The sequence below is a fragment of the Kitasatospora sp. NPDC047058 genome (assembly GCF_040643935.1).
GTDB lineage: Bacteria > Actinomycetota > Actinomycetes > Streptomycetales > Streptomycetaceae > Kitasatospora.
Genome location: NZ_JBEYVJ010000040.1, coordinates 14,962 through 39,498, shown reverse-complemented (window position 1 = coordinate 39,498; position 24,537 = coordinate 14,962). Strand labels below are relative to the sequence as shown.

Below are 24,537 nucleotides of genomic sequence, written 5' to 3'. Positions count from 1 at the left end.
CGGTCAGCGGACCAGGGTGGTCACCCGGAGGTGCGGGGCCGCGTTGATCTCGGCCTCGGTGAACCGTTCCGTGACCCACGCCTTGCGGGCGAACTCCCCGGCGTCCAGGCCGTCCTCCGCGAGCTGCAGGGCGTAGCCGCCGCCCCGGGACACCAGGACCGACGCCGCGTCACCTCCGGCGGTGCCGATGGCGGCCCGCAGCTTCGAGATGTGGTTGCGCACCACCGCGCCGACCGAGGCCGGCGCGCTCTCCCCCCAGACCAGACCGGCCAGTTCGTCGGCCGTCACCACCTGCCCGGCGCGCAGGGCCAGCGCTGCCAGCACCGCCTGGCGCTGCCCGGAGCCCGCCGGGACGTCCCGGCCGCCGTACCGGACCCGAACCGGCCCCAGCACGGAGATCCGCAGCCCCGCCATGTCCCTCGCTCGCCCCTCTGACCGACGCCGCCCCGCTGTGCCGTGCCGTGCTGTGCCGTGCCGTGTCACCGTCATCGCCCGGATCCGACCGATACCGGCGGCTCCGGTGGGATTGTCCCATGCCCGTCCGGCACGCCGTCCGCCCCCGGGGAACGTCCGTCCTGGTGGAGAACAGGTAGGTTGGCCCGTCTCGCCCCGTCTCGTCCCGGCCGTCCGGCCGCGGCGGGCGGACCAGGAACGGACGGACGGAAGACACGTGACCGGCATTCGGATATCCCTGCTCGGACCGGTGCGGGCGTGGCGCGGCGACGCCGAACTCCCGCTCGGCCCGGCCCAGCGGCGCGCGGTGCTGGCCATGCTCGCGGGAGCCGACGGCCGCGCCGTCACCACCGAGGAGCTGATCGACGGCCTGTGGGGCGAGGCGCTGCCCAACCACGCCGTCGCCGCGATCCGCAACCACGTCTCCGGGCTGCGCTCCGCGCTGGAGGAGGACCGCACCGCACCGCAGGTGCTGGTCTCGGTGGGCGGCGGCTACGCCCTGCGGCTCGCGCCCGACGGGACGGACCTCGCGGTCTTCCAGCGACTGGCGCAGGACGCCGCCCGGCTCCGGGCGGAGGGTGATGCCGCCGGAGCCGCCGCGCAGTTGGGCCGGGCGCTGGACCTGCCGGCGGGTGAGCCGTTGGCGGGCCTTCCCGGCGGCCACGCCGAGCGGCAGCGGGAACGGCTCGCCCAGCTCCGCCTCGCCGTCCTGCACGAGCGCCTCGAACTCGGCCTGGAACTCGGCCGCCACACCGAGCTGGTGGACGAACTCGCCACCCTGGCGAAGGAGTTCCCGCTGCACGAAGGGCTCGCGGCGCTGCTGATGACGGCGCTGTACCGCAGCGGGCGGCCGGCCGAGGCCCTGGCGGCGTTCGCCGGCACCTGCCGCGCCCTGGACGCCGAGCTGGGCGTCGAGCCGACCCTGCCGCTGCGCGAACTGCACGAGCGGATCCGGCAGGGCGACCCCGGGCTCACCGCACCGGCTGCGCCGAACGCGCCGGCAGCACCGAACGCACCGGCCGCCGCCGCCCCCGGTCAGCGGCCGAGCCGCCCGCGCCCCGAGCAACTGCCCGCGGACGCCTCGGAGTTCACCGGCCGCCGGGAGCTGCTCCGGTCCCTGGTGGCGCTGGTGGAGAAGCCGCCCGCCTTCGCGCCCACCATCGTCGCCGTCGCCGGCATGGGCGGCGTCGGCAAGACGGCGCTGGCCGTCCACCTCGCCCGGCAGGTCCGCCACCGCTTCCCCGACGGGCAGCTCTACGTCAACCTGCGCGGCGGCCGCCCCGACCCGATGGACCCCGGGGCGGTCCTGGTCCACTTCCTCCGGTCGCTGGGTGTCCCCGAGAGCGCCGTCCCCGACCAGACCGAGGAGCGGTCGGCGCTGTTCCGCTCACTGCTCGCCGACCGCCGCGTCCTGGTCGTGCTGGACGACGCCCGCGACCTCGCCCAGCTGCGTCCGCTACTGCCCGGCTCCGAGCACAGCACCGTCCTCGTCACCAGCCGCTCGAACCTGCTCGGCCTGGCCCCCACCCGGCAGGTGGACCTGGACGTCATGGAGCCGGACGAGTCGCTCGAACTGTTCTCCCGGATCGCCGGCCGGCCGCGCGTCGCCGCGGAGCCCGAGGCCGCCCGCGACCTGCTCGAAGCCTGCTGCCACCTCCCGCTGGCGATCCGGATCGTCGCCGCCCGCAGCGCCCTGCGCCCGGACTGGCCGCTCGCCGCGATCGGCGAACGGCTGGCCGACCGGCGGCAGCGGCTGGCGGAGCTGAGCGTCCACGACCTGGCCGTCGAGGCGTGCTTCCAGCTCAGCTACGACCAGCTGCCCGCAGCCGCCGCGCGCGCCTTCCGGCTGCTGGCCGTCCCGCAGACCGCCGACCTGTCGCTGCCGGCCGCCGCCGCGGCCCTGGAACTCGGCGAGGGCTCCACCCTGGACGTCCTGGAGGACCTCGTCCACGCCGGCCTGCTGGAGTCCCCGGCGCCCGACCGCTACCGGTACCACGACCTGCTGCGCCTGTTCGCCCAGGCCCGGGCCGAGCAGCTCGACCCGGAGGCGGTCCGCGCCGGCCTCATCCTCCGGATGGTCGAGCAGGCCGTCGCGACGGCGACCGACGCCTACCGCGCCGTGCGCCCCGGCCACGCCGTGCCGGACGTCCTGCGCGACGTGGCCGTGACCGGTTCGGCGACGCCCGACCGCGCGGCCGGCCGCCGCTGGCTGGACGAGGAGGGCGGGAACCTCCTCTCCCTCTCCGAGCAGGCGCTCGACATCGCCGGTGCCCACCGCGTCGTCGCCGACCTGCTGCTCGCCCTCGACCCGCACCTGGAGAACGGGTTCCGGTGGGGCGCGATCGTCGACGTCTGCCGCCGCACGATGCGGCAGGCCGCCGAGCGGGGCGACGCCCGGTCCGAGGGCCGGGCCGGCTACATGCTCGGCGGGGGGCTCATGCAGCTCGGCCTGCTGGACGAGGCCGAGCCGGTCACCGCGCAGGCGGCCACGCGGTCCCGGGACTGCGGGGACCTGCCCGTGCTCGCCGAGGTCACCAACGTCTGCGCCATGATCGCCCACCTGCGGCGGCGCACCGACGAGTCGCTGGTCCTGCACGCCGAGACGGTCCGCCTGGCCGAGGACTGCCACAGCGACTGGACCAAGGCGAACGCCCTGGCCACCAGCGTCGTCTGGCACCTGGCCCTCGGCGATCCCGGGACGGCCGCCAGCGCGGCCGAGCAGAGCCTCGCCCTGTTCCGCTCCGTCGACGACCCGTTCGGCGAGGTCTACGCCCTGCACTCGGCCGGGCGCGCGGCCCGCGGCCTCGGCGAGACCGACCGCGCGATCGCGCTGCACGAGCAGGGCCTGGCGCTGGCCGCCGCGCACGGCTTCCTGGTGTTCGAGCCGATGGCCCTGCTGCACCTCGCCAACTGCCACCTGGACGCGGGCCGGCCGGCCGAGGCGGCGGAGCGGGCCGAGCAGGCCGTCACGGCCAGCCGCCGGCTGTACCGGCAGGACACGGAGACCGCGGCGCTCGACCTGCTCGCCCGCACCCGCGCCTAGCTAAGGGCTGGCCGACGGGGCGAGCGCGTCGGCCAGCCCGGGGCGGCCGTCGATGCCGAGCTTGCCGTAGACGTGGGTCAGGTGGACCTCCACCGTGCGCAGGCCGACGAACAGGTGCTGGGCGATCTCCCGGTTGGTCATGCCCTTGGCCGCCAGGCCCGCCACCCGGTGCTCGGCCGGGGTCAGCGCGGCGGGCCCGTGGAAGGACCGGGTGCGGGGGCGGTCGCCGGCCGCGCGGAGTTCGTCCAGGGCGCGGTCGGCCACCAGCGCGGCGCCGCAGCGGTGCGCCGCGGTGACCGCCTCCTGGAGGCAGGCCCGGGCCTCCGGCACCCGCCCGGCGCGGCGCAGCTGGGCGCCGAGATCGCCCAGGGCCTGGGCGTGCCGGGACCGGCCCGGTGTGCCGGCCAGCGTCCGGACGGCCTCGCGCAGCAGGTCCAGCCCCTCCGGGCCGCCGGTGGCGAGGGCCAGCGCGCGCAGGGCCACGCCGACGTGCTCGGGCACCCCCCACTCCCGGGCGAGTTCCAGCTCCTCCGCGGCCAGGGCCCGGGCCCGCCCGTGCTCGCCGAGCGCGGCGTGGGCGACGGCGGCCTCGGAGCGCCAGGGGTAGATCCACGGGCAGCGCATGCCCCGGGCCGCGGTGCGCCGGCCGCACTCGCGGAAGTCGGCGATCGCCTCCTCGGGCCGCCCCTGGGCCGCCCGCAGCCGGCCGCGGACCAGGTGGACCCAGTCGTTGATCCAGTGGCCGTTCAGGCCGGCGGTCAGGCCGGCGTGCTCCAGGACCTCCTGCGCCTCGTCGAGCCGGCCCTGCAGGACGAGCGCGTCGGCCAGGGTGGCCGCCGCGAGGACGCTGTGGCTGTGGCACGGGCCGACGCCGATCTCCCGGAGCGCCACCAGGGCGGCCTCCGCCTCGTCCTGGCACTCCGGCACCCGGCCTAGCTGGCCGTAGACGGCGGCCCGGATGATGCGGCTGTGCGCGAGCGTGAAGGCGGAGCCGCGGGTCCGGGCCTGTTCCACCGCCGCGTCGGCGTAGTCGAGGGCGAGCTCCGTCTCGCCGGTGGCCCCGAGGAGGAGCACGGCGCCCGAGTAGACGAAGGACTCGTCGTCCGCCGGGTTCATCCCGTGGGTGAGCGCCTGCCGCACCAGGGTGACGGCCTCGGCCGGCGATTCGCCGTGCATGATCGCGCGCAGGCCGAGCAGCGCGGCCAGCGGACGCTCGGCCGAGGTGCCGGCCGCGTCCTCGATCCGCAGGTCCGCCAGCCGGGGCAGCACGCCCGGTGCCGACTCGACCTCGTGCAGGCCGGCGTAGACCTGGTCGACCTCCAGCCGCAGGGCGAGCGCCGGGTCGGTCCCGCGCAGCGAGGCGGCGGTGCGTTCGAGCACGGCCAGTCCCTCCGGGTAGCGGTCCACGGCGAACAGGGCGCCGGCCAGGAGGCGCGCCGTGGCGGCCCGTTCGGCCGGGTCACGGGACAGGTCCAGCCCCAGCCAGAGGTTGCGGACCGCCTCCGGGACGTCGAAGGCGAGGCCCGCCTCGCCCAGCCGGATCACCAGGGTGGCCCGCAGCTCGTCCTCCAGCGGCTCGCGCAGCGCGCGGCGCAGCAGTTCGGCCGCGCGGCCGGTGGCGCCCGTGCGCATCGCCTCCGCGGCGGCGCGCTCCAGCACCTCGGGCACCCAGGGCAGGCCCAGCGACGCGTGGACGGCGTGGACGGCCGTCCGCTCGGCGGGCGCGCCCTGGGCCAGCATCAGCTCGGCGGCGCGCACGTGCACGTCCTGCCGGATGCTGGGGAGGACGTCGTCGGCGAGCGCGGCCCCGATCATCGGGCAGACGAAGGCGGCGGCGTGCCCGCTGCGGCGCATCAGGCCGGTCCGCTCCAGTGCGTGGACGGCGTCCAGGACCGCCGGCTCCGGCAGGCCGGTGGCGGCGGCGACCACGTCGAGGGCCGGGGTGTCGCCGAGGACGGCGACGGCCTGGGCGACGTCCAGGGTGTGCGGTCCTGCGGTCGTGACGAGGGGGTGGAGGGCCCGGCCCGTGTCGGCCGGGACGAACCGGGTGATCCGGGCGGCGGTCTCCGCGTCGGGCGCCGCCCCGGAGGCCCGGACCGTGCGCAGCAGGGTGTGCAGCAGGAACGGGTTGCCGCCCGTCATGGTCCGTACGGCGTCGTGGAAGGGGGCGTCGCCGGGCGCGCCGAGGACCTTCTCGGTGACGGCGGCGACGGCCTCCGCGTCGAGGGCGGCCGTCGCGACCCGGTGCCGGAAGAGCGGGGCCAGCCGGCCGAGGACGTCCGGGCCGGCCGTCGCCGGTGCGGGGCCGACGGTGGCGATGACGACCACCGGCAGCTCGTCGGCCCGGCGGAGCAGGCGCTGCAGCCAGAGCAGGGAGGCCCGGTCGGCCCACTGCAGGTCGTCGACGCCGAGGACGAGCCGGCCGCGGGCGGCGAGGTGCGCGGTCAGCCGGAACAGCCCGGTCAGCGTCGCGGCGGTCGGGTCGCCGGCGGACGGCTCGCCGGCGGGCGTGTCCGGCGCCGCGGGGCCGTCCGGCCAGAGGTGGCCGGCGGCGTGCGCGGCCGGTCCGGTGAGCGGGGTGCCGGTACCGCCGGCGGCGCCGAGCGCCGGCTCGAAGAGCTGGCGGGCGATGCCGAGTTCCACCCCCTGCTCGGACGGGTCCGCCCAGGCCGACAGGACGGTGTCGCCGTCGCGACGGGCCCGGCCGAGCGCCTCGCGGAGCAGGGCGGTCCTGCCGGTGCCGAATCCGCCCTGGATCAGGACGGACGTGCCGGCCGCCGCACCCTGCCGCAACAGTCCTTCCAGGGCGTCGAGTTCACGGTCCCGGCCGATCAGCAGGGGGTCGTCGGACCGGCGGTGCGGTCCGCCGGCGGCCGGGCCGGCGGCAGGGGTGCGGGAGTGCGCGGTGGTGGGGGCGGACTTCAGGGCGGTGAGTTCAGGCATCGGTGCTCAAGGGTGCTGGTCGGTGTCCCGGACCGGCTGTCGGCCGGCCCGTCGGCCGTCCGGGCGGGTCGTCGGGGACCCGCCCGGTCCGGCTGGAACCACATCCTGCCGAGCACGTGTAACTGCCCGATAAGTCGTCCGTGCCCCGAGCAATGATCATGACCCGGGGCACGGTGCTGTCCGGGTGTCAGCCCTGGCTGCCCGCGGGCGGGAGCTGGGACTGGATCAGGTTCATCACCGTGCTGTCGGCCAGCGTGGTGGTGTCGCCGACCTCGCGGCCCTCGGCGATGTCGCGCAGCAGGCGGCGCATGATCTTGCCGGAGCGGGTCTTGGGCAGCTCGCCGACGACCTTGATCTGCTTGGGCTTGGCGATCGGGCCGAGGGTCCGGCCGACGTGGGCGCGCAGCTCCTCGACCAGTTCGGGGCTGTCGGTGGCGGTGCCGCGCAGGATGACGAAGGCGACGATGGCCTGGCCGGTGGTGGCGTCGGTGGCGCCGACCACGGCGGACTCGGCGACGGCGGGGTGGCCGACCAGGGCGGACTCGACCTCGGTGGTGGAGATGTTATGGCCGGAGACCAGCATGACGTCGTCGACCCGGCCGAGCAGCCAGATGTCGCCGTCCTCGTCCCTCTTCGCCCCGTCACCGGCGAAGTAGCGGCCCTCGAAGCGCGACCAGTAGGTGTCGAGGTAGCGCTGGTCGTCGCCCCAGATGGTGCGGAGCATGGAGGGCCAGGGCTCGGTGAGGACGAGGTAGCCGCCGGAGCCGTTGGGGACCTCGCGGGCCTCGTCGTCGACGACGGTGGCCGCGATGCCGGGCAGGGCGCGCTGGGCGGAGCCGGGCTTGGTCTCGGTGACACCGGGCAGCGGGCTGATCATCATCGCGCCGGTCTCGGTCTGCCACCAGGTGTCCACGATCGGGGCCTTGCCGGCGCCGATGTGCTCCCGGTACCAGACCCACGCCTCGGGGTTGATCGGCTCGCCGACACTGCCCAGCACCCGCAGCGAGGAGAGGTCGAACTTGGCGGGGATGTCGTCGCCCCACTTCATGAACGTGCGGATCGCGGTCGGCGCGGTGTAGAGGATGGTGACGCCGTACTTCTGCACGATCTCCCAAAACCGGCCCTGGTGCGGGGTGTCCGGGGTGCCCTCGTAGACCACCTGGGTGGCGCCGTTGGCCAGCGGGCCGTACACGATGTACGAGTGGCCGGTCACCCAGCCGATGTCGGCGGTGCACCAGTACACGTCGGTCGCGGGCTTGAGGTCGAAGACGGCGTGGTGGGTGTACGCGGCCTGGGTGAGGTAGCCGCCGGAGGTGTGCAGGATGCCCTTCGGCTTCCCCGTGGTGCCGGAGGTGTAGAGGATGAACAGCGGGTGCTCGGCCTCCATCGGCTCCGCCGTGTGCTCGGCGCTCTGGCGTGCGGTGATCTCGTGCCACCACACGTCGCGGCCCTGGGTCCAGGCGGTCTCCTGGCCGGTGCGGCGCACCACCAGGACGTGCTCGACGCCGTCGGCCTTGGTCAGCGCCTCGTCGATGGCGGGCTTGAGGGCGGAGGGCTTGCCGCGGCGGTAGCCGCCGTCGGCGGTGATGACCAGCTTCGCCCGGGCGTCCTGGATCCGGGAGGCGACCGCGTCGGCGGAGAAGCCGCCGAAGACCACGGAGTGGGTGGCGCCGATCCGGGCGCAGGCGAGCATCGCGACGACGGCCTCGGGGATCATCGGCAGGTACACCGCGACCCGGTCGCCCTTGGTGACGCCGAGCTCCAGCAGGGCGTTGGCCGCGCGGGAGACCTCGTCCTTCAGCTCGGCGTAGGTGATCGCGCGGCTGTCGCCGGGCTCGCCCTCGAAGTGGATGGCGACCCGGTCGCCGTGCCCGGCCTCGACATGGCGGTCGACGCAGTTGTAGGCCACGTTGAGCCGGCCGTCGGCGAACCACTTGGCGAACGGCGGGTTCGACCAGTCGAGCGTCTCGGTGGGCTCCACGGCCCAGGACAGCCGGCGGGCCTGCTCGGCCCAGAAGCCCAGACGGTCCTCGGAGGCCTGCGCGTACGCGGCCGCGGTGACGTTGGCGGCTGCGGCGAGCTCTGCCGGCGGGGCGAAACGCCGCTCCTCCTTGAGCAGGTTGGCCAGGCTCTCGTTGCTCAACGCGCACTCCTCATCGAGTCATGATCGGGATCGTTCCCGTGCGTGGGGATTGTCCCGTGTGTCCCAGCGCACAGCTCACCAGGCGAAGCGGTCTGTTGACAAGAGGCTCCTGGGAATTGGTGTAGACCTTTGATCGAGAGTCGAACGGGTTGGCCGAACTGGGGGCGGCCCGCGCCCCTGGTACGCCTGGTGGGGCGCGGGCCTGCTGTCACGCGGCCAGCCGGGGGTCGCCTCCGGCCGTGGTGGTGAGGCCGGCCCCGGAGGCCTGTTCGATTTCTTGCACCCGCTCGGGCGTGTCGCAGGGCACCGAGCCGGCCGATCCGGCCTCGAACGCCTCGACCGGGCTGAACCGGTTGCTCTCGCGGTCGAGCACGTAGGCCTGGGCGGTGGCGAAGTCGAAGTACATCCCCACCAGCCGCAACGCGCCCTCGGCGACCCGGCGCTCCACCGCGGGGTTCGCCAGCAGCTGGTCGAGCTGCTGGACCACGTTGGTGATGCAGAGCTGTTCGACCAGGTCGACCGCCGGCCGGGCGGTGAACTCGGCGGGGACGCGGCGCAGCCGGTCGAGCGAGCCGCGGCCGTTGCGTAGCCAGCGGGCCAGTGCGGTCGGCGGCCCCGGTTGTTCGTGCACGCCGTCCAGCAGGGCCTTCATGGCGCCGCAGCCGGAGTGGCCGCAGACCGTGATGGACCGTACCTCCAGCACCTCGACGGCGTACTGCACGGCGGCGGCCACCGAGTCGTCGTTCGCGCCGGGCTCGAACGGCGCGGGCACCAGGTTGCCGACGTTGCGCACGGTGAAGAGGTCGCCGGGACCGCTGTTGGTGATCATGCTGGTGACCATCCGCGAGTCCGCGCAGGTCAGGAAGAGCTGGGAGGGTGTCTGTCCCTCCCGGGCGAGCCGGGCCAGCTCCGGGCGGATCAGCGGGGCGGTGTGCAGCTGGAACCCCCGCACGCCGTCCAGCAGCCGGCCGTGCGGATCCTCCTGCTGTTCGATGCAGTGGTGTCCGACCCATGGAGTCCAGGCCCGGCAGCGGTGCGGGCCGGGGGAGCTGCCCGTCCGGACCGTCCCGTCCGGGTCGAGGACCTCGTCGTCCTGGCGGCGCGTCACCATCGTGACCCGGCCGCCGGCCGCCTGGTGTCCTGCCCGCCAGCTGTGCAGCGTCTCGTACGCGGCGTGGTCGAGGAAGGAGCCGTCGTGGACGACCGTCACCTCGGTGGTGGCGGGGATGCCGGCCAGCGCGCGGCTCAGCCGGGGCACGGTGGTGAAGGTGAGCGGGCCGTGCGTCTGGACGGTGACCGAGCCGTCCGGGCCGGCCAGGACGTCCACGTGGGCGCGGGTCAGGCGGTAGAGCGCGAGCAGGACGGCCGTCGCCGCGCCCATGGCGACGCCCGGCAGGACGCCGAGCAGCACCACGCCGAGCACGGTGATGAGGTAGACCGGGAATTCCCGGTGCCGGTGCACCTTGCGGATGTGCGCGAAGCTCACCATCTGCAGGCCGACGACCAGGACCAGGGCGGCGAGGGCGGCGAGCGGGATCCGGCGCAGTCCGCCGGTGAGCGCCAGCGCCGCGGCGAGCACCCAGGCGCCGTGCAGGATCGAGGACCAGCGGCTCTGCGCGCCGGCCCGGACGTTGGCCGTGCTGCGCACGGCGCCGCCGGCGATCGGCAGGCCGCCGAGCAGGCCGCTGACCATGTTGGCGATGCCCTGGCCGCGGAGCTCGCGGTCGAGGTCCCCGGTGCGGTGCGACATCCGGTCGATCGCGACGGCGGAGAGCAGGGACTCGACGCTCGCCACGGCGGTGACGGTCAGCACGGCGGCCAGGATCGCGGCGAGCGGCCCGTGCGGCAGGTCGGGGACGAGGTCGTGCGGCTCCCAGGCGGGCAGCTCGACCCGGGCCAGCTGCAGGCCGAGGGCCATGGCGAGGGCCGTCGCGGCGGCGACGGCCGCCAGCGGGCCCGGCAGCTTGGCCAGCCGGGTGCCGAACTCGCCGGCCCTGCCCGGGAGTCGGCCGAGCCGTGGCCAGCCGAGCAGGACGGCCGCGGTGAGTGCGCCGACGGCCATTGCGGCCGGGTGCGGGCCCGCCAGCTGGCTCGGCAGTGCCAGCAGGTTGGCGAGGGCCGAGCTCTGCGGCGAGCCGCCGAGGACGACGTGCAGCTGGGCGATGGCGATGGTGAGGCCGACGCCGGCCAGCATGCCGTGCACGATGGCGGGCGAGACGGCGAGCGCCGTTCGGGCCACCCGGCGTACGCCGAGCAGGAGTTGGAGCAGCCCGGCGGCGAGTGTGATGGCGCAGGTGGCCTGCCAGCCGTACTGGGAGATCAGCCCCGCGGTGATCACGGTCAGCGCGGCGGAGGGGCCGCTGACCTGGAGGGGGGTGCCGCCGAAGACGCCGACCACGATGCCGCCGACGGCCGCCGCGGCGAGGCCGGCCGTGAGCGGGGCGCCGGTGGCCAGGGCGATGCCGAGGGAGAACGGCACGGCGATCAGGAAGACCACCAGGGAGGCGGAGAGGTCCTGCATCCACCGGGTGCGGGAGGACGGGCCGGGTGGGGCGTGGTCGGTGGTGTCGGAGGCGATGGGGGCGCTGGAGATGTCGAGGGTCATTGTCTTCCCGTCTTTCCGGGGGAGCGAACGCAGTCAGGTCCGGTGGTGAGTCCGGTTGTGCGGCTCGGGGAGCCGGATCGGCTGTCGTGGGTCGCGACGGTGTGGCGGGATGGCGCGGGCGCGGCGGGGAGTGCGGGTGTCACCGGCCGGGCCGTGGACCATCAGCGGGCCTCGAGGAGGCGAGGGCGGGCATGCCTCGGAGAGGACCATCAAGACTCGGTAAACCGAGGGTAATGAAAGCTTTGCACAGCGTCATCTCGGGCGACAGGGGGAAGGGCCCTGGTTCACCCCATTGGGTGGTAGTCGAACCGATGGGAATCTGCTGACGGGCAGGCATATCCGGCGTGCGCGGCCGGGCGGGTGGCACGAGAAACGGGCTGCGGCTCCTCCCCCTGCGCGGGGAGGAGCCGCAGCCCGTTCGGTGCAGGCCCGCCGGAGAGCGGCCGGCGGCGTCCGTCAGGCGTGCGCGCCCGCCGTCGCGGGCTGTTCGCCGCCGAGCACGAAGCCCCGGTCCACCTGGGTGGCGAGGTCGACGCCCACCTTGGCGTTGGCCCAGCTCTCGGCGTTGCGGAGGTGGAAGAGGACGGCCTGCTCGGTGTAGCGGCGCGGGTCACGCAGGTCGTGGGCGGCGTCGGCCTCGGCGCGCAGCCGCTCCAGCACGGCCCGGTTGCCGGGCTCCAGCGTCCGCAGCGGCGGCTCGGCGCCCTGCTCCAGCCGGCGCACCCAGTCGGAGTGGCCGAAGGTGGCCAGCAGGTCGTCGCCGGCCTCGCGGCGCAGGAACTCGACGTCCTCCGGGCCCTGGACCTTGTTGCCGATCACCCGCAGCTGCACACCGAAGTCGCGTGCGTAGTCCTTGTACTGGCGGTACACCGAGACGCCCTTGCGGGTCGGTTCCGCGACCAGGAAGGTCAGGTCGAAGCGGGTGAACAGGCCGGAGGCGAAGGAGTCGGAGCCCGCGGTCATGTCGGTGACCACGTACTCGTCCCGGCCGTCGACCAGGTGGTTGAGCAGCAGCTCGACCGCGCCGACCTTGGAGTGGTAGCAGGCGACCCCGAGGTCCGCCTCGGTGAAGGCGCCGGTCGCCAGCAGCCGCACCGAGCCCTCGTCCAGCGCGATCGGGCGGGCGCAGGCGGCGTAGACCGGGTTCTCCTCGACGATCCGGAGCAGACGCGAACCCCGGCCGGGCGGCGTGGTCTTGATCATCTCCTCGGCGGAGCGGATCAGCGGGTTGCCGCCGCGCAGGTACTCCTTGATCTCGGGCAGGCGGGCTCCGAGCGAGGGGAGTTCGGCGGCCTGGGCGTCCGTCAGGCCGAGCGCGGGGCCGAGGTGCTGGTTGATGTCGGCGTCGACGGCGATGACCGGGCGGCCCGCGGCGGCCAGGTGGCGGATGAACAGTGAGGACAGCGTGGTCTTGCCGCTGCCGCCCTTGCCGACGAAGGCGATCTTCATCTGGGACTCCGGCTCTCGCTCTGGGGCCCGTGCACGGGGCCGCTTGCTCGGTGCCCCGCCGCCGCATCCGGGGGCGGGGGTTCCGCGCCGCTTCCGCTCCGCGCCGGGGTCGACGATCCCCATAGTTGGAAATCGTTATCGTCTCCGATAGTGGCATGCTATCCGGGGTTTCGGCTTCCTCGTCGGAGGGGAGTGACGATTGCCTCGAACGGGTGATCCGGGGTTGCTGTTCCGGGAGTGGCCCTCTGGTCATTACCCTCGGGTAGGTGAGCACTGGAACAGATCCCCTCGCCCCGCTGGCCCAGCTCCCCGGGGTGCCGGACGCGGTGGCCGAGGTGCGCAAGGCCGTCGACCGCCTCTATGGACACCGGGTGATGCGCCGCCGCGCGGCCGAGGTCACCTCCGAGTCCGCGCTGCGCGGCGCCCGCGCCTCGGCGGCGCTGGCCGGGGCGGACTGGCCCCTGGAGGAGGTCCGGCGCCGCAGCGACTTCAGCGCCGACCCGGAGTCGCGCACGGTCGGCGCCGCGCTGCGGATCGCGGCCGAGGCGGGCCAGCTGCTGAGCGTCTGGCGGCACTCGCCGCTCCAGGTGCTGGCCCGGCTGCACCTGCTGGCGGTCGGCGACGCCGATGCCGCCGCGGGCCGGCCGCGGCGGGCCGGGGAGGCCGCCGAGGAGCTGTTCCCGCTGGAGCTCGACCCGGTGGAGAGCGTCGAGGCCGATCCCGCGGCCGGCGACCCGGTGGCCGCGCTGCCGCCGGCCCCCGGGGCCGACGAGGTCGCCGCGCGGCTCGACCAGCTCTCCCGGCTGCTGGTCGCCCGGGCGGAGGGGCAGGGCGTCGGGACGCCGGCCCTGGTGGTGGCCTCGGTGGTGCACGGGGAACTGCTCGCGCTGCGCCCGTTCCGTTCGCACAACGGCGTGATCGCGCGGGCGGCGCAGCGGATCGTGCTGATCGCGGAGGGGCTCGACCCGAAGTCGATCTGCCCGGCCGAGGTCGGGCTCGCGGAGCTCGGCACGGACGCCTACCGGCGGGCGCTGGCCGGCTATCTGGCGGGGACCCCGGAGGGGATGGCGGCCTGGATCGCGTACTCCGGCCGGGCGCTGCGGCTCGGCGTGCGGGAGAGCACGGCGGTCTGCGAGGCGATGCAGCGCGGCATGGTCTGAGTCCGGGGCTCCGGACAACGGGATGCGGCGGCACCTGATCCTGCCGGGTGCCGCCGCTGGCACAGGTACCGGGTGACCAAGCATGCACCGGAAGTGCCCATCAGACGGGGATCCTGCCCGTTCGTCTGGTGCGGCGGCCCGACAGCGGGTCGGCTGCATGTGGGTGCTCGGTTATCTGTACGCGCGGTCCGTGGGGCCTGAACTGCGTTGTCGGTTTGACCTCTTCGGTCCTGACCGGGTCTCGCGGGCCGTGCTTCATTTGTATCGCGTTTCGGGCGAAAGGGGAACCCGAAACGAGAAGTCTTCGGCTTTTGCCCGTTTTGTCCCAAAGCCCCTGATCAGTCCTGGTGTCCTGGCCGCCGTCCGGGGCAGGACACCACCCCGCCCCGGACGGCGATACCGCCCGGGGCGTCCGGTGGTTGCTCAGGCGGCTGGCCGACGGCGGCGCGCCACGTACCAGATCAACCCGGCCGTCAGTACCGCCGTCCCGACCGCCACGGCGGTGAGCACCGAGCCGCTCGGCGCGGAGAACTCCGGGAGCCTCCGCCGCAGTTCCACCGGGCGGTCGAAGACCAGCACCGGCCACTCGCGGGCCACCGCCTCCTTGCGCAGCGCGCGGTCCGGGTTGACGGCGGACGGGTGGCCCACCGCCTCCAGCAGCGGCAGGTCGGTGGAGGAGTCGCTGTAGGCGTAGCAGTCGGCGAGGTCGTAGCCCTCGCTCGCGGCCAACTCCCGGATGGCGGCAGCCTTGTTCTCGGCGTAGGCGTAGTACTCGATCTCGCCGGTGTAGCAGCCGTCCTCGATCTTCAGCCGGGTGGCGATCACGTGGTCGGCGCCGAGCAGCGCGCCGATCGGCTCGACCACCTCGGAGCCGGAGCTGCTGACGATCACCACGTCGCGGCCGGCCGCATGGTGCTGCTCGATCAGCGAGGCGGCCTCGTCGTAGATGATCGGGTCGATCAGGTTGTGCAGGGTCTCGGCGACGATCTCGCGGACCTGCTGGACGTTCCAGCCCCGGGTGAGCGCGGAGAGGTACTCGCGCATCTTCTCCATCTGGTCGTGGTCCGCGCCGCCGACCAGGAAGACGAACTGGGCGTAGGCGCTGCGCAGTACGGCCCGACGGTTGATCAGGCCGCCCTGGTAGAACGGCCGGCTGAAGGCGAGGGCGCTCGACTTGGCGATGATGGTCTTGTCGAGGTCGAAGAAGGCCGCGGTCCGGGGGCCGGCCGCGCGCGGGCGGGCGGCCGGGGGCCTGCGGGCGGCGTTCTCGGCGTTCCCGGTGTTCTCCGCGGGCGCGGCGGTGGAGTCCGGGGACTCGTCGGCGTACTCGTCGGCGTTCTCGGTGGTGTCCACGGGAACCGAGGATAGAGGGCGCCGCAAAACACCCCGCCATTCGGCGTACTCGTGGGCGTGCGGGTTTGTGTTTCTGGCCGCTCGGGTACACCATGGAAGTCACGGATCGTTCGCGACCGTGCTAACCCGGTCCGGCTCCTCCCCCCCGAGTCGGGCTGTGGATAGACGACCCCCGCTCTCCCCCCCGGCGGGGGTCGTCGCACGTCCGGGGCCATTTTCAGGGCTTGAACGGCTGTTGCGGCCGATCCGCCGGACGATCGGGCGGCGGTCTACAGGGGGTGTCGGGGCGCGTCGGCTCCAGACCACTTTCGTCACTCTGCGTTGCTGCTTGCTCATGGCTGCCCGTGGGCCCGGCGGGGTGCCGAATCGGCCCCGAGCGCACTCCGGCGGACCTCGGCGGCTTCCTCCCGGGCCGTCGGCCGGACGGTGCCAGTTCTTCTCGGTGAGGCGCTTTCGTCAATTCTTTGCTCAATAGCCCCCCGCCCGGGTGAACGTTGTTATCCACAACCCCGAGTTGTCCACAGGGATTCGGAAGCCGGCTGGCGGAATCCCGGTCACCCCCCACCGTGATGCACGGCAGCGGTTGCCGGGCGCCTCCTGCGGGGCGCTCCCGGCGGGCCGCCTGCCGGAACCATCCGGACGCGCGCCCGCACCGCCTCCCGCGGCCGGGCGCCGCACAGGGGAGACCACCATGTCGACACCGATCGCCGGCCACGCCGCCACCCACGGCCCGGAGGCCACCGGGCCGCTCGTCGTCACCGAGGACGAGGGCCTGGCCGAGCACCTGCTGCGGCTCTGCGCGGCCGCCGGCACCGAACCGCAGCTGATCCGGAGTGCCCCGCCGCCGCGCGCGCTCTGGGAGGGCTCGTCGCTCGTGCTGGTCGGGGACGACCAGGCCGAGCAGTGCGCGGGGCTGCCCCGCCGCACCGGGGTGCTCCTGCTCGGGCTGGACCTCGACGACTCCGGGGTCTGGGTCAGGGCCGTCCAACTCGGCGCCGAGCACGTGCTGTTCCTGCCCGACGCCGAGGCCTGGCTGCTCGACCGGGTCGCCGACGCCGCCGAGGGCATCGGCACACCGGCGCTGACGGTCGCCGTGCTCGGCGGCCGGGGCGGGGCCGGTGCCTCCACCCTGGCCTGCGCGCTCGCGGTGACGGCCGCGCGCACGGGCCGGCGGACCATACTCGTCGACGGCGATCCGCTGGGCGGCGGGCTCGACATCCTGCTCGGCGGCGAGACGGCCGGCGGCCTCCGATGGCCCGACCTGGCCGGCTCCCGCGGCCGGGTCAGCGGTGCGGAGCTGGCCAAGGCCCTGCCGGTGCTCAAACGGCTGACCGCGCTGTCCTGCCTGTCCTGGGACCGCGGGGACACGCTCGGGGTGCCTCCCGAGGCCATGCGCAGCGTGCTGGCCGCGGCCCGGCGGCGCGGCGGGCTGGTCGTGGTCGACGTGCCGCGCCACCTCGATCCGGCGGCCGGGCAGGCGCTGGAGCAGTCCGACACGGCGCTGCTGGTGGTGCCGGCCGAGCTGCGCGCGGTGGCGGCCGCCGACCGGGTCGCGGCCGCCGTCCGGATGCGGCTGGACGACGTCCGGGTGGTGGTCCGCCCGCTGCGGTTGTTCGGCCTCCCGGCCCACCGGATCGCGCGGGGGCTGCGGCTCCGGCTCGCCGGGGAGGTGGCGGCGGAGCCCGGGCTGGCCGCGGACGTCGAGCAGGGCGTGCCGCCCGGCATCCGGGAGAACGGCCCGCTGGCGCGGTTCTGCGAGAGCTTCCTGGCCGAGGTGCTGCCGCCGGTTCCGGCGGTCGGGGGAGGTGTGTACTGATGGTCCGTCTGCGCAGAACGGGAACCGGCGGCGGCGCGGGTGCCGGGGCGGCCGGCCGGGGCGACGGCGTGCGGGAGCACCGGCCGCTCAGGAGTGTCACGGCGGCCGTACCGGTGACGGGAGCGGCCGGGCCGCCTCCGTACGGGCGGACGGCCCGGGAGGAGCGCACGGCGGCGCTGCTCGACGCGGTGCGGCTCAGGCTGGCCGAGTCCGGGGCGCCGCCGACGGCCGGGTCCGTCGCGGCGGTGCTACGGGCCACCCGGCCGCCGCTCGGCGGCGACGAAGTCCTCGACACCGTGCGCTCGCTGCGCGCCGAGCTGGTGGGTGCGGGCCCGCTGGACCGGCTGCTGGCGGCACCGGACGTGACGGACGTGCTGGTCAACGGCCCGGACGAGGTCTGGGTCGACCGGGGCGGCGGCCTGCGGCGAGCCGTGGGCGTGCGCTTCACCGACGCCGAGGCCGTCCGCAGGCTGGCCCACCGGCTGGCCACCGCCGCCGGGCGGCGGCTGGACGACGCCCGGCCCTGGGTGGACGCCCGGCTGCCCGACGGCACCAGGCTCCATGCGGTGCTGCCGCCGGTCGCCACCGGGTGCACGCACATCTCCCTGCGGGTCTGCCGTCCGCGGCCGTTCACGCTCGACGAGCTGGTGACGGGCGGGACACTGCCCGCGGCCGGGGCGGAACTGCTGACGGGCATCCTGCGGGCAAGGCTGTCCCTGCTGATCAGCGGCGGCACGGGGACGGGCAAGACCACCTTGCTGGCGGTACTGCTCGGGCTGGTCGGGCCGGACGAGCGGATCGTCGTGGTCGAGGACTCCGCCGAGCTGCAACCGGCCCATCCGCACGTGGTGCGGCTGCAGAGCCGCCCGCCCAACCAGGAGGGCCTGGGCGAGCTGACCCTGCGCGACCTCGTCCGCCAGGCCCTGCGGATGCGGCCCGACCGGCTGGTCGTCGGCGAGGTCAGGGGCGCCGAAGTCTCCGACCTGCTGGCCGCGTTGAACACCGGCCACGAAGGCGGCTGCGGCACCGTGCACGCCAACACGGCGGCCGACGTGCCGGTCCGGCTGGAGGCGCTCGGGGCGCTCGCGGGCCTGGACCGGCCGGCCCTGCACAGCCAACTGCGTGCCGCGCTCGACCTGGTGGTGCACATGGTCCGGGAGCCGGCCTCCGGACGGCGGCGGATCGCCGAGATCCACATGCTGGCCGGCGACCGGGCGGGCCTGGCGGTCACCACCCCGGCGGTCGCGTTCACGCCGGACGGCGCCGTCGTCCCCGGGGAGGGCTGGGAGCGGCTCCTCCGGCTGCTGGCGGCGCGCGGAGTGGCGATCGGGGGTGGTCCACCGTGACGGCGGTGCGGGCGGAGGTGCTGTTCGTCCTGCTGCTGTGCGGCTGCGTGGTGGGGGCCCTGGTGCTGCTCGGGCCTGCCGTCCGGTGCCCGCACGCCCGGCGACGGGGCGCCCCCGCGGCCCTGACGGACGAAATCGGAGGAGACGGGAGGTCATCGACATGACGAAGGACCAGATCGCGCTGTGCTGGGTGGCGGTGCTCTGCCTGGTTGCGTCGGCCGGGTGGTGCGCGCTGCAGCGCACCGCGGCGGGCGTACGGGGCCGCAGGCTCCTGCGGCTCGGCGACGGTACGGAGGGAGAGGGTGGTGGTGGGCCGGTGGCGCGTTGGGGCGCCGTGGTGGCCGCGGCCGCGCTGCGGGTGCGGTACGGGCCCGGCTGGCTCGGTCCCGAACTGCTGCTGTTCCCGGCCGGGTTGGCGGCCTGGCCGGCCACCGGCTCGCCCGTCCCGCTGCTGGCGGCCGCACTGGCCTTCCTGCCGCTGCGCAGCTGGCGGCGCCGCCGCCGTGTGGCCGTGCAGGCCCGGCAGCGGGCGGCGGCGGTCGTCGACCTCTGCGCCGGGCTGGCCGGAGAGTTGCGCAGTGGGGCGACGCCCGAGCAGGCGCTGCACCTGGTGACGGCGCGCATCGCCGCCGACCGCGAGGCGCTGCGCCGGCTCGGCGCGGAGCCGGTGGCGCGACTGGCGGCAGGCCGCTACGGCGGGGACGTCCCGCTGGCGTTCCAGCTGCTCGCGGAGCTGCCGGGCGGCAGCGGGGCGACCGCGATCGCCGCCTGCTGGCGGGTCACCGCCGACGGTGGCTCGGGCCTGGCCGCCGGGTTGGACGGGGTTGCCGAGGCGCTGCGCGCGGAGCAGGCGCTGGCCGAGGAGATCACCGCCGAGCTGGCGGCCCCGCGGACCACGATCGCCGTCCTGGCGGCGCTCCCCGCCGCCGGTCTGCTGCTCGGGGCGGCGCTCGGGGCCCGTCCGCTGACCGTCCTGCTCCACACTCCCGCCGGCCTGGCGTGTCTGGCGGGCGGGGCGGCCCTGGAGGGCCTGGGCTTGGCGTGGACGGCACGCATCGTCCGGGCGGCGGCCCGAGGAGCCCTGGAGGCACCCCAGGATCCCGGACGGGCGGAGCCTGCGGACGGGGTGGCGGCCGCGGACGACGAGGGCGGATGGCGCTGCGGCCTCTCACGCACGCGGGCGCGCCTGGGCCGGCCGAGCGGTTCCTTCCGGGCGGAGGTGATGTCCGCATGAGGCGGGCGGCCGACTGGGCGGTCCTGGTGCCCGCGGTGGCGGCGGGCGGACTGCTCCTCGGAGCTGGGGCGGCACGGTGGACGGGCCGCCGGAGGTCGGCGGCCTGGTTCGGCCCCCGGGCCCGGACCCGGATGCGGGCCCCTCGCCGACGGGCCGGACCGGGCTGGTGGGCAGTGCGTCGTCCGGAGCGGCGGGGCGACGCCGGTCAGGCGCGGCGGGCGGTTCTGGCCGGCGGCGCCGGGTTCGTTATGGCTGCCCTGATCGGGGGCGGCGCCGGACCGGTGGTGGGCGTGCTGCTGGCCGCGGCGCTGTACCGGTGGCCGCCCTGGGCGAGGCCCCAGGCCGAACGGCGGGCCGTGCTGGAGGAGGAACAGCTCACCCGGCAACTCCCGCTCACCGCCGAACTGCTGGCCGCCTGCCTCGGTTCGGCCGCCTCGCCCGCGGTGGCGGTCGCGGCGGTCGGCCGGAGCGTCGGCGCCCCGATGGGGCCCAGACTGGTGGCCATCGCGGCCGAACTGGCCCTGGGGGCACCGCCGGAAGTGTGCTGGATCCGGCTGGGCGCGCAGCACCCGGCGCTGGCGCCGCTGGGCCGCTGCCTGGTCCGGACGAGCCTCAGCGGGGCTCCGGCGGCCGGGCCGCTGACCGGCCTGGCACACGGCCTGCGGACGGCGGCCGCCCGCACGGCGCACGCGCGCGTTCGGCGCGCCGGCGTCCTCGCCACCGCGCCGCTCGGCCTCTGCTTCCTCCCGGCCTTCGTGCTGATCAGCGTCGTCCCGGTGGTCATCGGGCTCACCACGCGCTTTGCGCAGGCGATGTGACGCCCGCGGCGGTGCCTCTGACCGCCGCTCGTCCTCTCACTCGCGTACTCACCCACTCGCTTACTCATCCACTCACTCACTCGACACGAGGAGAAGTCCATGGCTGTAGTGATCTCACCCGCCCGCGTTGTCGCGCGGCACCCGGGCCGTCGGCTGCTCGAGGTGTGCCGCCGACGGGGCCGTTGGGCGGCCGGCCGGGCCGGGCGGTCGGTCCGGATCAGGGGCAGGTCGGATGCCGGAATGACCACGGCCGAGTACGCGGTCGGCACGCTGGGAGCCTGTGCCCTGGCCGCCGCGCTGTACAAGGTGGTGACCAGCCCGACCGTGGTCAGCACGCTGACCGAGCTGCTGGACCGGGCGCTCCATGCGACGTGACGGCCGGTCGGCGGGGCGGCCGCGCCGGATCCGACGGTGTCCCTGGCGCTGTGGTCGGCGGAGGCAGGGCGGCCGTGGCCGCGGCCGGAGCGACGCGGGCTTCGTCACGGCTGAGACGGCGGTGGCCCTGCCGGCCCTGGTACTGCTCGCCGTGATGCTGATCTGGGGTGTGCTCGCGGCCGGTGCACAGATCCGCTGCGTGGATGCCGCGCGGGCGGGCGCCAGGGCGGCCGCCCGTGGGGAGCCGGACGCCGCCGCGATCGCCGGTTCGGCGGCCCCGCCCGGGGCGGTCGTGCGGATCGCCGTGGAGGCCGACACGGTCCGCGTCACCGTGGACGCGCCGTCGGCGGCTCCGGGCCGGCTCGGGGCCCTGTTGTCGGTGCGGCTGGGCGCGGCCGCCGTGGCGGCCCGGGAGGACACCTTGACCGGTGGCGGAGGAGCAGGAGGTGGCCCGTGGCCGTCCTGAGGCAGGCCGCGGTTGCGGCAGGGAAAGGGAAGGTGGTGCGGGGGGCGCCGCGGCGGGCGTTCCACCGCGATGCCCGGGTCCGTACCGCCCGGGTTTGTACCGCCCGGGTCCGAAGGCTCCGGGGCTGGGCGGTGCGGGGCCGCACCGTCCGGGCGGCGGCATCGGGGCGTCGCGGCGACGCCGGGTCCGCGACGGTGTGGCTGGTCGCGTTCGCGGTGCTCGGCTGTGCGGCGTTCACCGCGACCCTCGCGGTGGGGGCGGTGGCCGGTGCCCGGCACCGGGCGGAGTCCGCCGCCGATCTGGCGGCCCTGGCGGCCGCCGACCGGCTGCTGCTGGACGTGGACGGCGGCTGCGGCCGGGCGGCAGGGATCGCCGCCGCTCAGGCGGCCACCGTGGTGTCCTGCACGGTGGACCGTGAGGCGGACGCGGTCGAGGTGGTGGCCGAGGTCCCGGTCGACGGGCTGCCCGTACGCCTGCCGGTCGGGCCGGCCCGCGCCCGCTCCCGCGCGGGACCGGTCCGTGCGACGGCAACCGCGGCGGCGGCGGACGTGGACGCGGCCGCGGAGGCGGGTGCCGTCGCGGCTGCGGCTGCGGCTGCGGCTGCGGACCCGGGCCTCAGGACGATGGCGGGTGGCTCATGAACCCGCCACCGGCCCGTCCGCGTCCCCGGCCTCCACCGACGCTCCGGCCGCCTCGGCCCCCGACTCGGCCGCCTCGGCCCCCGACTCGGCCGCCTCGGCCCCCGCCCCGGCCGCGTCCCCCGTCCTGGCCGCATCCCCCGCCTCGGCCTCGGTGCCCGCTGCGCTCGTCGTCGTCGGGGCGCCGGCGAGCAGGACGTCCAGCAGCCGGACGGCGGCCGCCTTGTCCAGCGGGTCGTTGCCGTTGCCGCACTTGGGTGACTGCACGCACGAGGGGCAGCCGCGCTCGCACTCGCAGGCCGCGATCGCCTCCCGGGTGGCCGTCAGCCACTGGACGGCCCGCTGGAAGCCGCGTTCGGCGAAGCCGGCCCCGCCGGGGTGACCGTCGTAGACGAACACGGTGGGCAGCAGGGTGTCGGGGTGCAGCGGCACCGAGACGCCGCCGATGTCCCAGCGGTCGCAGGTGGCGAACAGCGGCAGCAGGCCGATGGAGGCGTGCTCGGCGGCGTGTGCGGCACCGGGCAACTGGTCGGGCGGGATGTCCGCGTCGAGCAGCTGGTCCTCGGTGACGGACCACCAGACCGCCCGGGTGCGCAGGGTGCGGGGCGGCAGGTCGAGCTTGGTCTCGCCCATGATCTCCCCGGTGGAGATCCGCTTGCGGAGGTAGCCGACCACCTGGTTGACCACCTCCACCGAACCGAAACTGAGCCGGCCCTCGCCCCAGTCGACGGAGGTGTCGGTCGAGAGCACGGAGATGGAGGTGATGTCCCGGGCGGCGGTCGTGTACGGCGGGTCGGCCGGTTCGACCAGGGCGACGGAGTTCTCCAGGTCGAGGTCCCGGACGAGGTAGCTGCGGCCCTGGTGGAGGTGGACGGCCCCGGTGTGGACGGTGGTGTGGGCGGCGGAGGCGTCCACCGTGCCGAGCAGCCGGCCGGTCGGGGCCTCGACGATCTGCACCGGGCTGCCCCCGCTGCCGCGCAGGTCCACGGCGTCGGCGGCGCGCTCGCGGCGCGTCCAGTACCAGGCGCCGCCCCGGCGGCGGAGCAGCCCGCGCTGCTCCAGGACGGGCAGCAGCCGCTCGGCCGAGGAGCCGAACAGCTCCAGGTCGGGGTCGGTGAGCGGCAGCTCGGCGGCCGCCGCGCACAGGTGCGGGGCGAGGACGTGCGGGTTGTCGGGGTCGAGCACGGTGGCCTCGACGGGCGTCGCGAACAGCGCCTCCGGGTGGTGCACCAGGTAGGTGTCCAGCGGGTCGTCCCGGGCGATCAGGACGGCGAGTGCCCCCTGGGCCTCGCGCCCGGCCCGTCCGGCCTGCTGCCAGAGCGAGGCCCGGGTGCCGGGGTAGCCGGCCATCAGGACGGCGTCCAGGCCGGAGATGTCGACGCCGAGTTCGAGGGCGGAGGTGGAGGCGAGGCCGAGCAGACGGCCGGTGTGCAGGTCGCGTTCGAGGGCACGGCGCTCGTCGGCGAGGTAGCCGCCGCGGTAGGCGGCCACCCGGTCGGCGAGCGGCCGGCCGAGCTGGTCCTGGGCCTGGAGGGCGACGAGTTCGGCGGCCCGGCGGGAGCGGACGAAGACGACGGTGCGGGTCTGCTGCCCGACCAGGTCGGTCAGCAGGTGGGCGGCCTCGGCGGTGGCTGTCCGGCGGACGGGCGCGCCGTGCTCGCCGACGTTCTCGGTGAGCGGCGGTTCCCAGAGGCCGAAGACCATCGGGCCGCGTGGCGAGGCGTCGTCGGTGACCGCCTCGGTCGGCAGCCCGGTGAGCCGGCGGGCGGTGACGGCCGGGTCGGCGGTGGTGGCCGAGGCGAGCAGGAAGGTGGGGGAGGAGCCGTACCGGGCGCAGATCCGGCGCAGTCGTCGCAGCACCTGGGCGACGTGCGAGCCGAACACGCCGCGGTAGCTGTGGCACTCGTCCACGACCACGTAGCGCAGGGTCTTGAGGAAGGAGGACCAGCGGGCATGGGCGGGCAGGATGCCGCGGTGCAGCATGTCCGGGTTGGTGAGCACGTAGGAGGCGTACTGGCGGACCCACTCGCGTTCCTCGGGCGGGGTGTCGCCGTCGTAGAGGGCGGCCCGGACCCTGGGCGGGGCGAGTTCGGCGGCCCGGCGGCGCTGGTCGGCGGCGAGCGCCTTCGTCGGGGCGAGGTAGAGCGCGGTGGCGCCGCGGCCGTTGCGGGCCTCGGTGCCGTCCAGCAGGTCGCTCAGCACGGGGGCCAGGTAGCCGAGCGACTTGCCCGAGGCGGTGCCTGTGGCGATCACCACGGAATGGCCGGTTATGGCCAGGTTCATGGCTTCTGCCTGATGGGCCCAGGGCTGCTCCACGCCCAGCTCCAGGGCGGCGGCCACGATCTCCGGCCGGATCGAGTCGGGCCACGGCGAATAACGGGCGGGCCGGGAGGGAAGGTGCTCCGTATGGGTGAGCCGGTCCGACCGCCCCCGGGTGGCGGACAGGGTCGCGAGCAGTGCCTCGGGCAGGCTGTGACGGGGCGGCATGAGGACCCAGTGTGTCACCGGCGTGACGGAGAATCGTTGTAAGCCATCGTGCGGGCATGGTCGCAGGTGGTTGAATGTGGCCGTGACGGCCGTACGGCCGGGGGTCGCAGCGCTGAGGCTTGCCACGCGTTCGCTGGGCGCGCCCGGGGCTCGCGACCATGCGGTTGCGGCCGTCCGGCCGAAGATCGCAATGACGTAGCAAGGCAAG

General features: G+C 75.5%; 16 protein-coding genes. 9 read left to right on the top strand and 7 right to left on the bottom strand.

Annotation, left to right across the window (positions count from 1 at the left end; translation table 11 throughout):
* Nucleotides 1-3 precede the first annotated feature (3 nt).
* Nucleotides 4-414, bottom strand: coding sequence for a winged helix-turn-helix domain-containing protein (locus ABZ885_RS09175; RefSeq protein ID WP_360185351.1), 411 nt, complete (start codon nucleotides 412-414; stop codon nucleotides 4-6).
* Between the two features lie 256 nt (nucleotides 415-670).
* Between ABZ885_RS09175 and ABZ885_RS09170 the strand changes: the two genes are divergently transcribed.
* The gene (locus tag ABZ885_RS09170; protein ID WP_360185348.1) at nucleotides 671-3,496 is read left to right on the top strand and encodes a BTAD domain-containing putative transcriptional regulator; all 2,826 of its coding nucleotides are present in this window, start codon (nucleotides 671-673) and stop codon (nucleotides 3,494-3,496) included.
* Here ABZ885_RS09170 and ABZ885_RS09165 read toward each other — a convergent pair whose 3' ends face one another.
* From ABZ885_RS09165 to ABZ885_RS09150, 4 genes are all read right to left on the bottom strand, one after another.
* Nucleotides 3,497-6,439, bottom strand: coding sequence for an AAA family ATPase (locus tag ABZ885_RS09165; protein ID WP_360185345.1), 2,943 nt, complete (start codon nucleotides 6,437-6,439; stop codon nucleotides 3,497-3,499).
* A 187-nt stretch (nucleotides 6,440-6,626) separates the two neighbouring features.
* A complete protein-coding gene (acs, locus tag ABZ885_RS09160; RefSeq protein WP_360185342.1) occupies nucleotides 6,627-8,582 on the bottom strand; it encodes an acetate--CoA ligase in 1,956 nt (651 codons plus the stop codon).
* Nucleotides 8,583-8,790: 208 nt separating this feature from the next.
* Entirely contained in the window at nucleotides 8,791-11,187 is a 2,397-nt protein-coding gene (locus tag ABZ885_RS09155; protein WP_360185339.1) for a SulP family inorganic anion transporter, read from the bottom strand.
* A gap of 456 nt (nucleotides 11,188-11,643) precedes the next feature.
* Nucleotides 11,644-12,636: an ATP-binding protein gene (locus ABZ885_RS09150; RefSeq protein ID WP_360185337.1), complete on the bottom strand. Its 993-nt coding sequence runs from the start codon at nucleotides 12,634-12,636 to the stop codon at nucleotides 11,644-11,646.
* Between the two features lie 266 nt (nucleotides 12,637-12,902).
* Between ABZ885_RS09150 and ABZ885_RS09145 the strand changes: the two genes are divergently transcribed.
* A complete protein-coding gene (locus ABZ885_RS09145; RefSeq protein WP_360185335.1) occupies nucleotides 12,903-13,796 on the top strand; it encodes an oxidoreductase in 894 nt (297 codons plus the stop codon).
* A 423-nt stretch (nucleotides 13,797-14,219) separates the two neighbouring features.
* Here the strand turns inward: ABZ885_RS09145 and ABZ885_RS09140 are convergent, their stop codons facing one another.
* On the bottom strand, nucleotides 14,220-15,149 hold the full coding sequence (locus tag ABZ885_RS09140) for an HAD-IB family hydrolase (protein ID WP_360185332.1): 930 nt from the start codon (nucleotides 15,147-15,149) through the stop codon (nucleotides 14,220-14,222).
* Nucleotides 15,150-15,840: 691 nt separating this feature from the next.
* Between ABZ885_RS09140 and ssd the strand changes: the two genes are divergently transcribed.
* The 7 genes from ssd (at nucleotide 15,841) to ABZ885_RS09105 (ending at nucleotide 21,845) form a co-directional block, all read left to right on the top strand.
* A complete protein-coding gene (gene ssd / locus ABZ885_RS09135) occupies nucleotides 15,841-16,965 on the top strand; it encodes a septum site-determining protein Ssd (protein ID WP_360185329.1) in 1,125 nt (374 codons plus the stop codon).
* Nucleotides 16,965-18,311, top strand: a complete 1,347-nt coding sequence (locus ABZ885_RS09130) for a TadA family conjugal transfer-associated ATPase (RefSeq protein ID WP_360185326.1) — start codon at nucleotides 16,965-16,967, stop codon at nucleotides 18,309-18,311. The genes ssd and ABZ885_RS09130 overlap by 1 nt, the downstream gene beginning before the upstream one ends.
* A gap of 160 nt (nucleotides 18,312-18,471) precedes the next feature.
* Nucleotides 18,472-19,545, top strand: coding sequence for a type II secretion system F family protein (locus ABZ885_RS09125; protein WP_360185323.1), 1,074 nt, complete (start codon nucleotides 18,472-18,474; stop codon nucleotides 19,543-19,545).
* A gap of 248 nt (nucleotides 19,546-19,793) precedes the next feature.
* Nucleotides 19,794-20,363, top strand: coding sequence for a type II secretion system F family protein (locus tag ABZ885_RS09120; protein ID WP_360185320.1), 570 nt, complete (start codon nucleotides 19,794-19,796; stop codon nucleotides 20,361-20,363).
* Nucleotides 20,364-20,579: 216 nt separating this feature from the next.
* On the top strand, nucleotides 20,580-20,738 hold the full coding sequence (locus tag ABZ885_RS09115; RefSeq protein WP_360185357.1) for a DUF4244 domain-containing protein: 159 nt from the start codon (nucleotides 20,580-20,582) through the stop codon (nucleotides 20,736-20,738).
* Between the two features lie 28 nt (nucleotides 20,739-20,766).
* Nucleotides 20,767-21,204, top strand: a complete 438-nt coding sequence (locus ABZ885_RS09110) for a TadE family type IV pilus minor pilin (protein ID WP_360185354.1) — start codon at nucleotides 20,767-20,769, stop codon at nucleotides 21,202-21,204.
* Nucleotides 21,192-21,845 (top strand): Rv3654c family TadE-like protein, encoded by a 654-nt coding sequence (locus ABZ885_RS09105; RefSeq protein WP_360185317.1) that lies wholly within the window; start codon nucleotides 21,192-21,194, stop codon nucleotides 21,843-21,845. The genes ABZ885_RS09110 and ABZ885_RS09105 overlap by 13 nt, the downstream gene beginning before the upstream one ends.
* Here the strand turns inward: ABZ885_RS09105 and ABZ885_RS09100 are convergent.
* Nucleotides 21,840-24,329 carry a DEAD/DEAH box helicase gene (locus tag ABZ885_RS09100; protein ID WP_360185314.1) on the bottom strand — a complete coding sequence of 830 codons (2,490 nt, stop codon included), beginning with the start codon at nucleotides 24,327-24,329 and terminating at the stop codon, nucleotides 21,840-21,842. The genes ABZ885_RS09105 and ABZ885_RS09100 overlap by 6 nt on opposite strands.
* Nucleotides 24,330-24,537 lie beyond the last annotated feature (208 nt).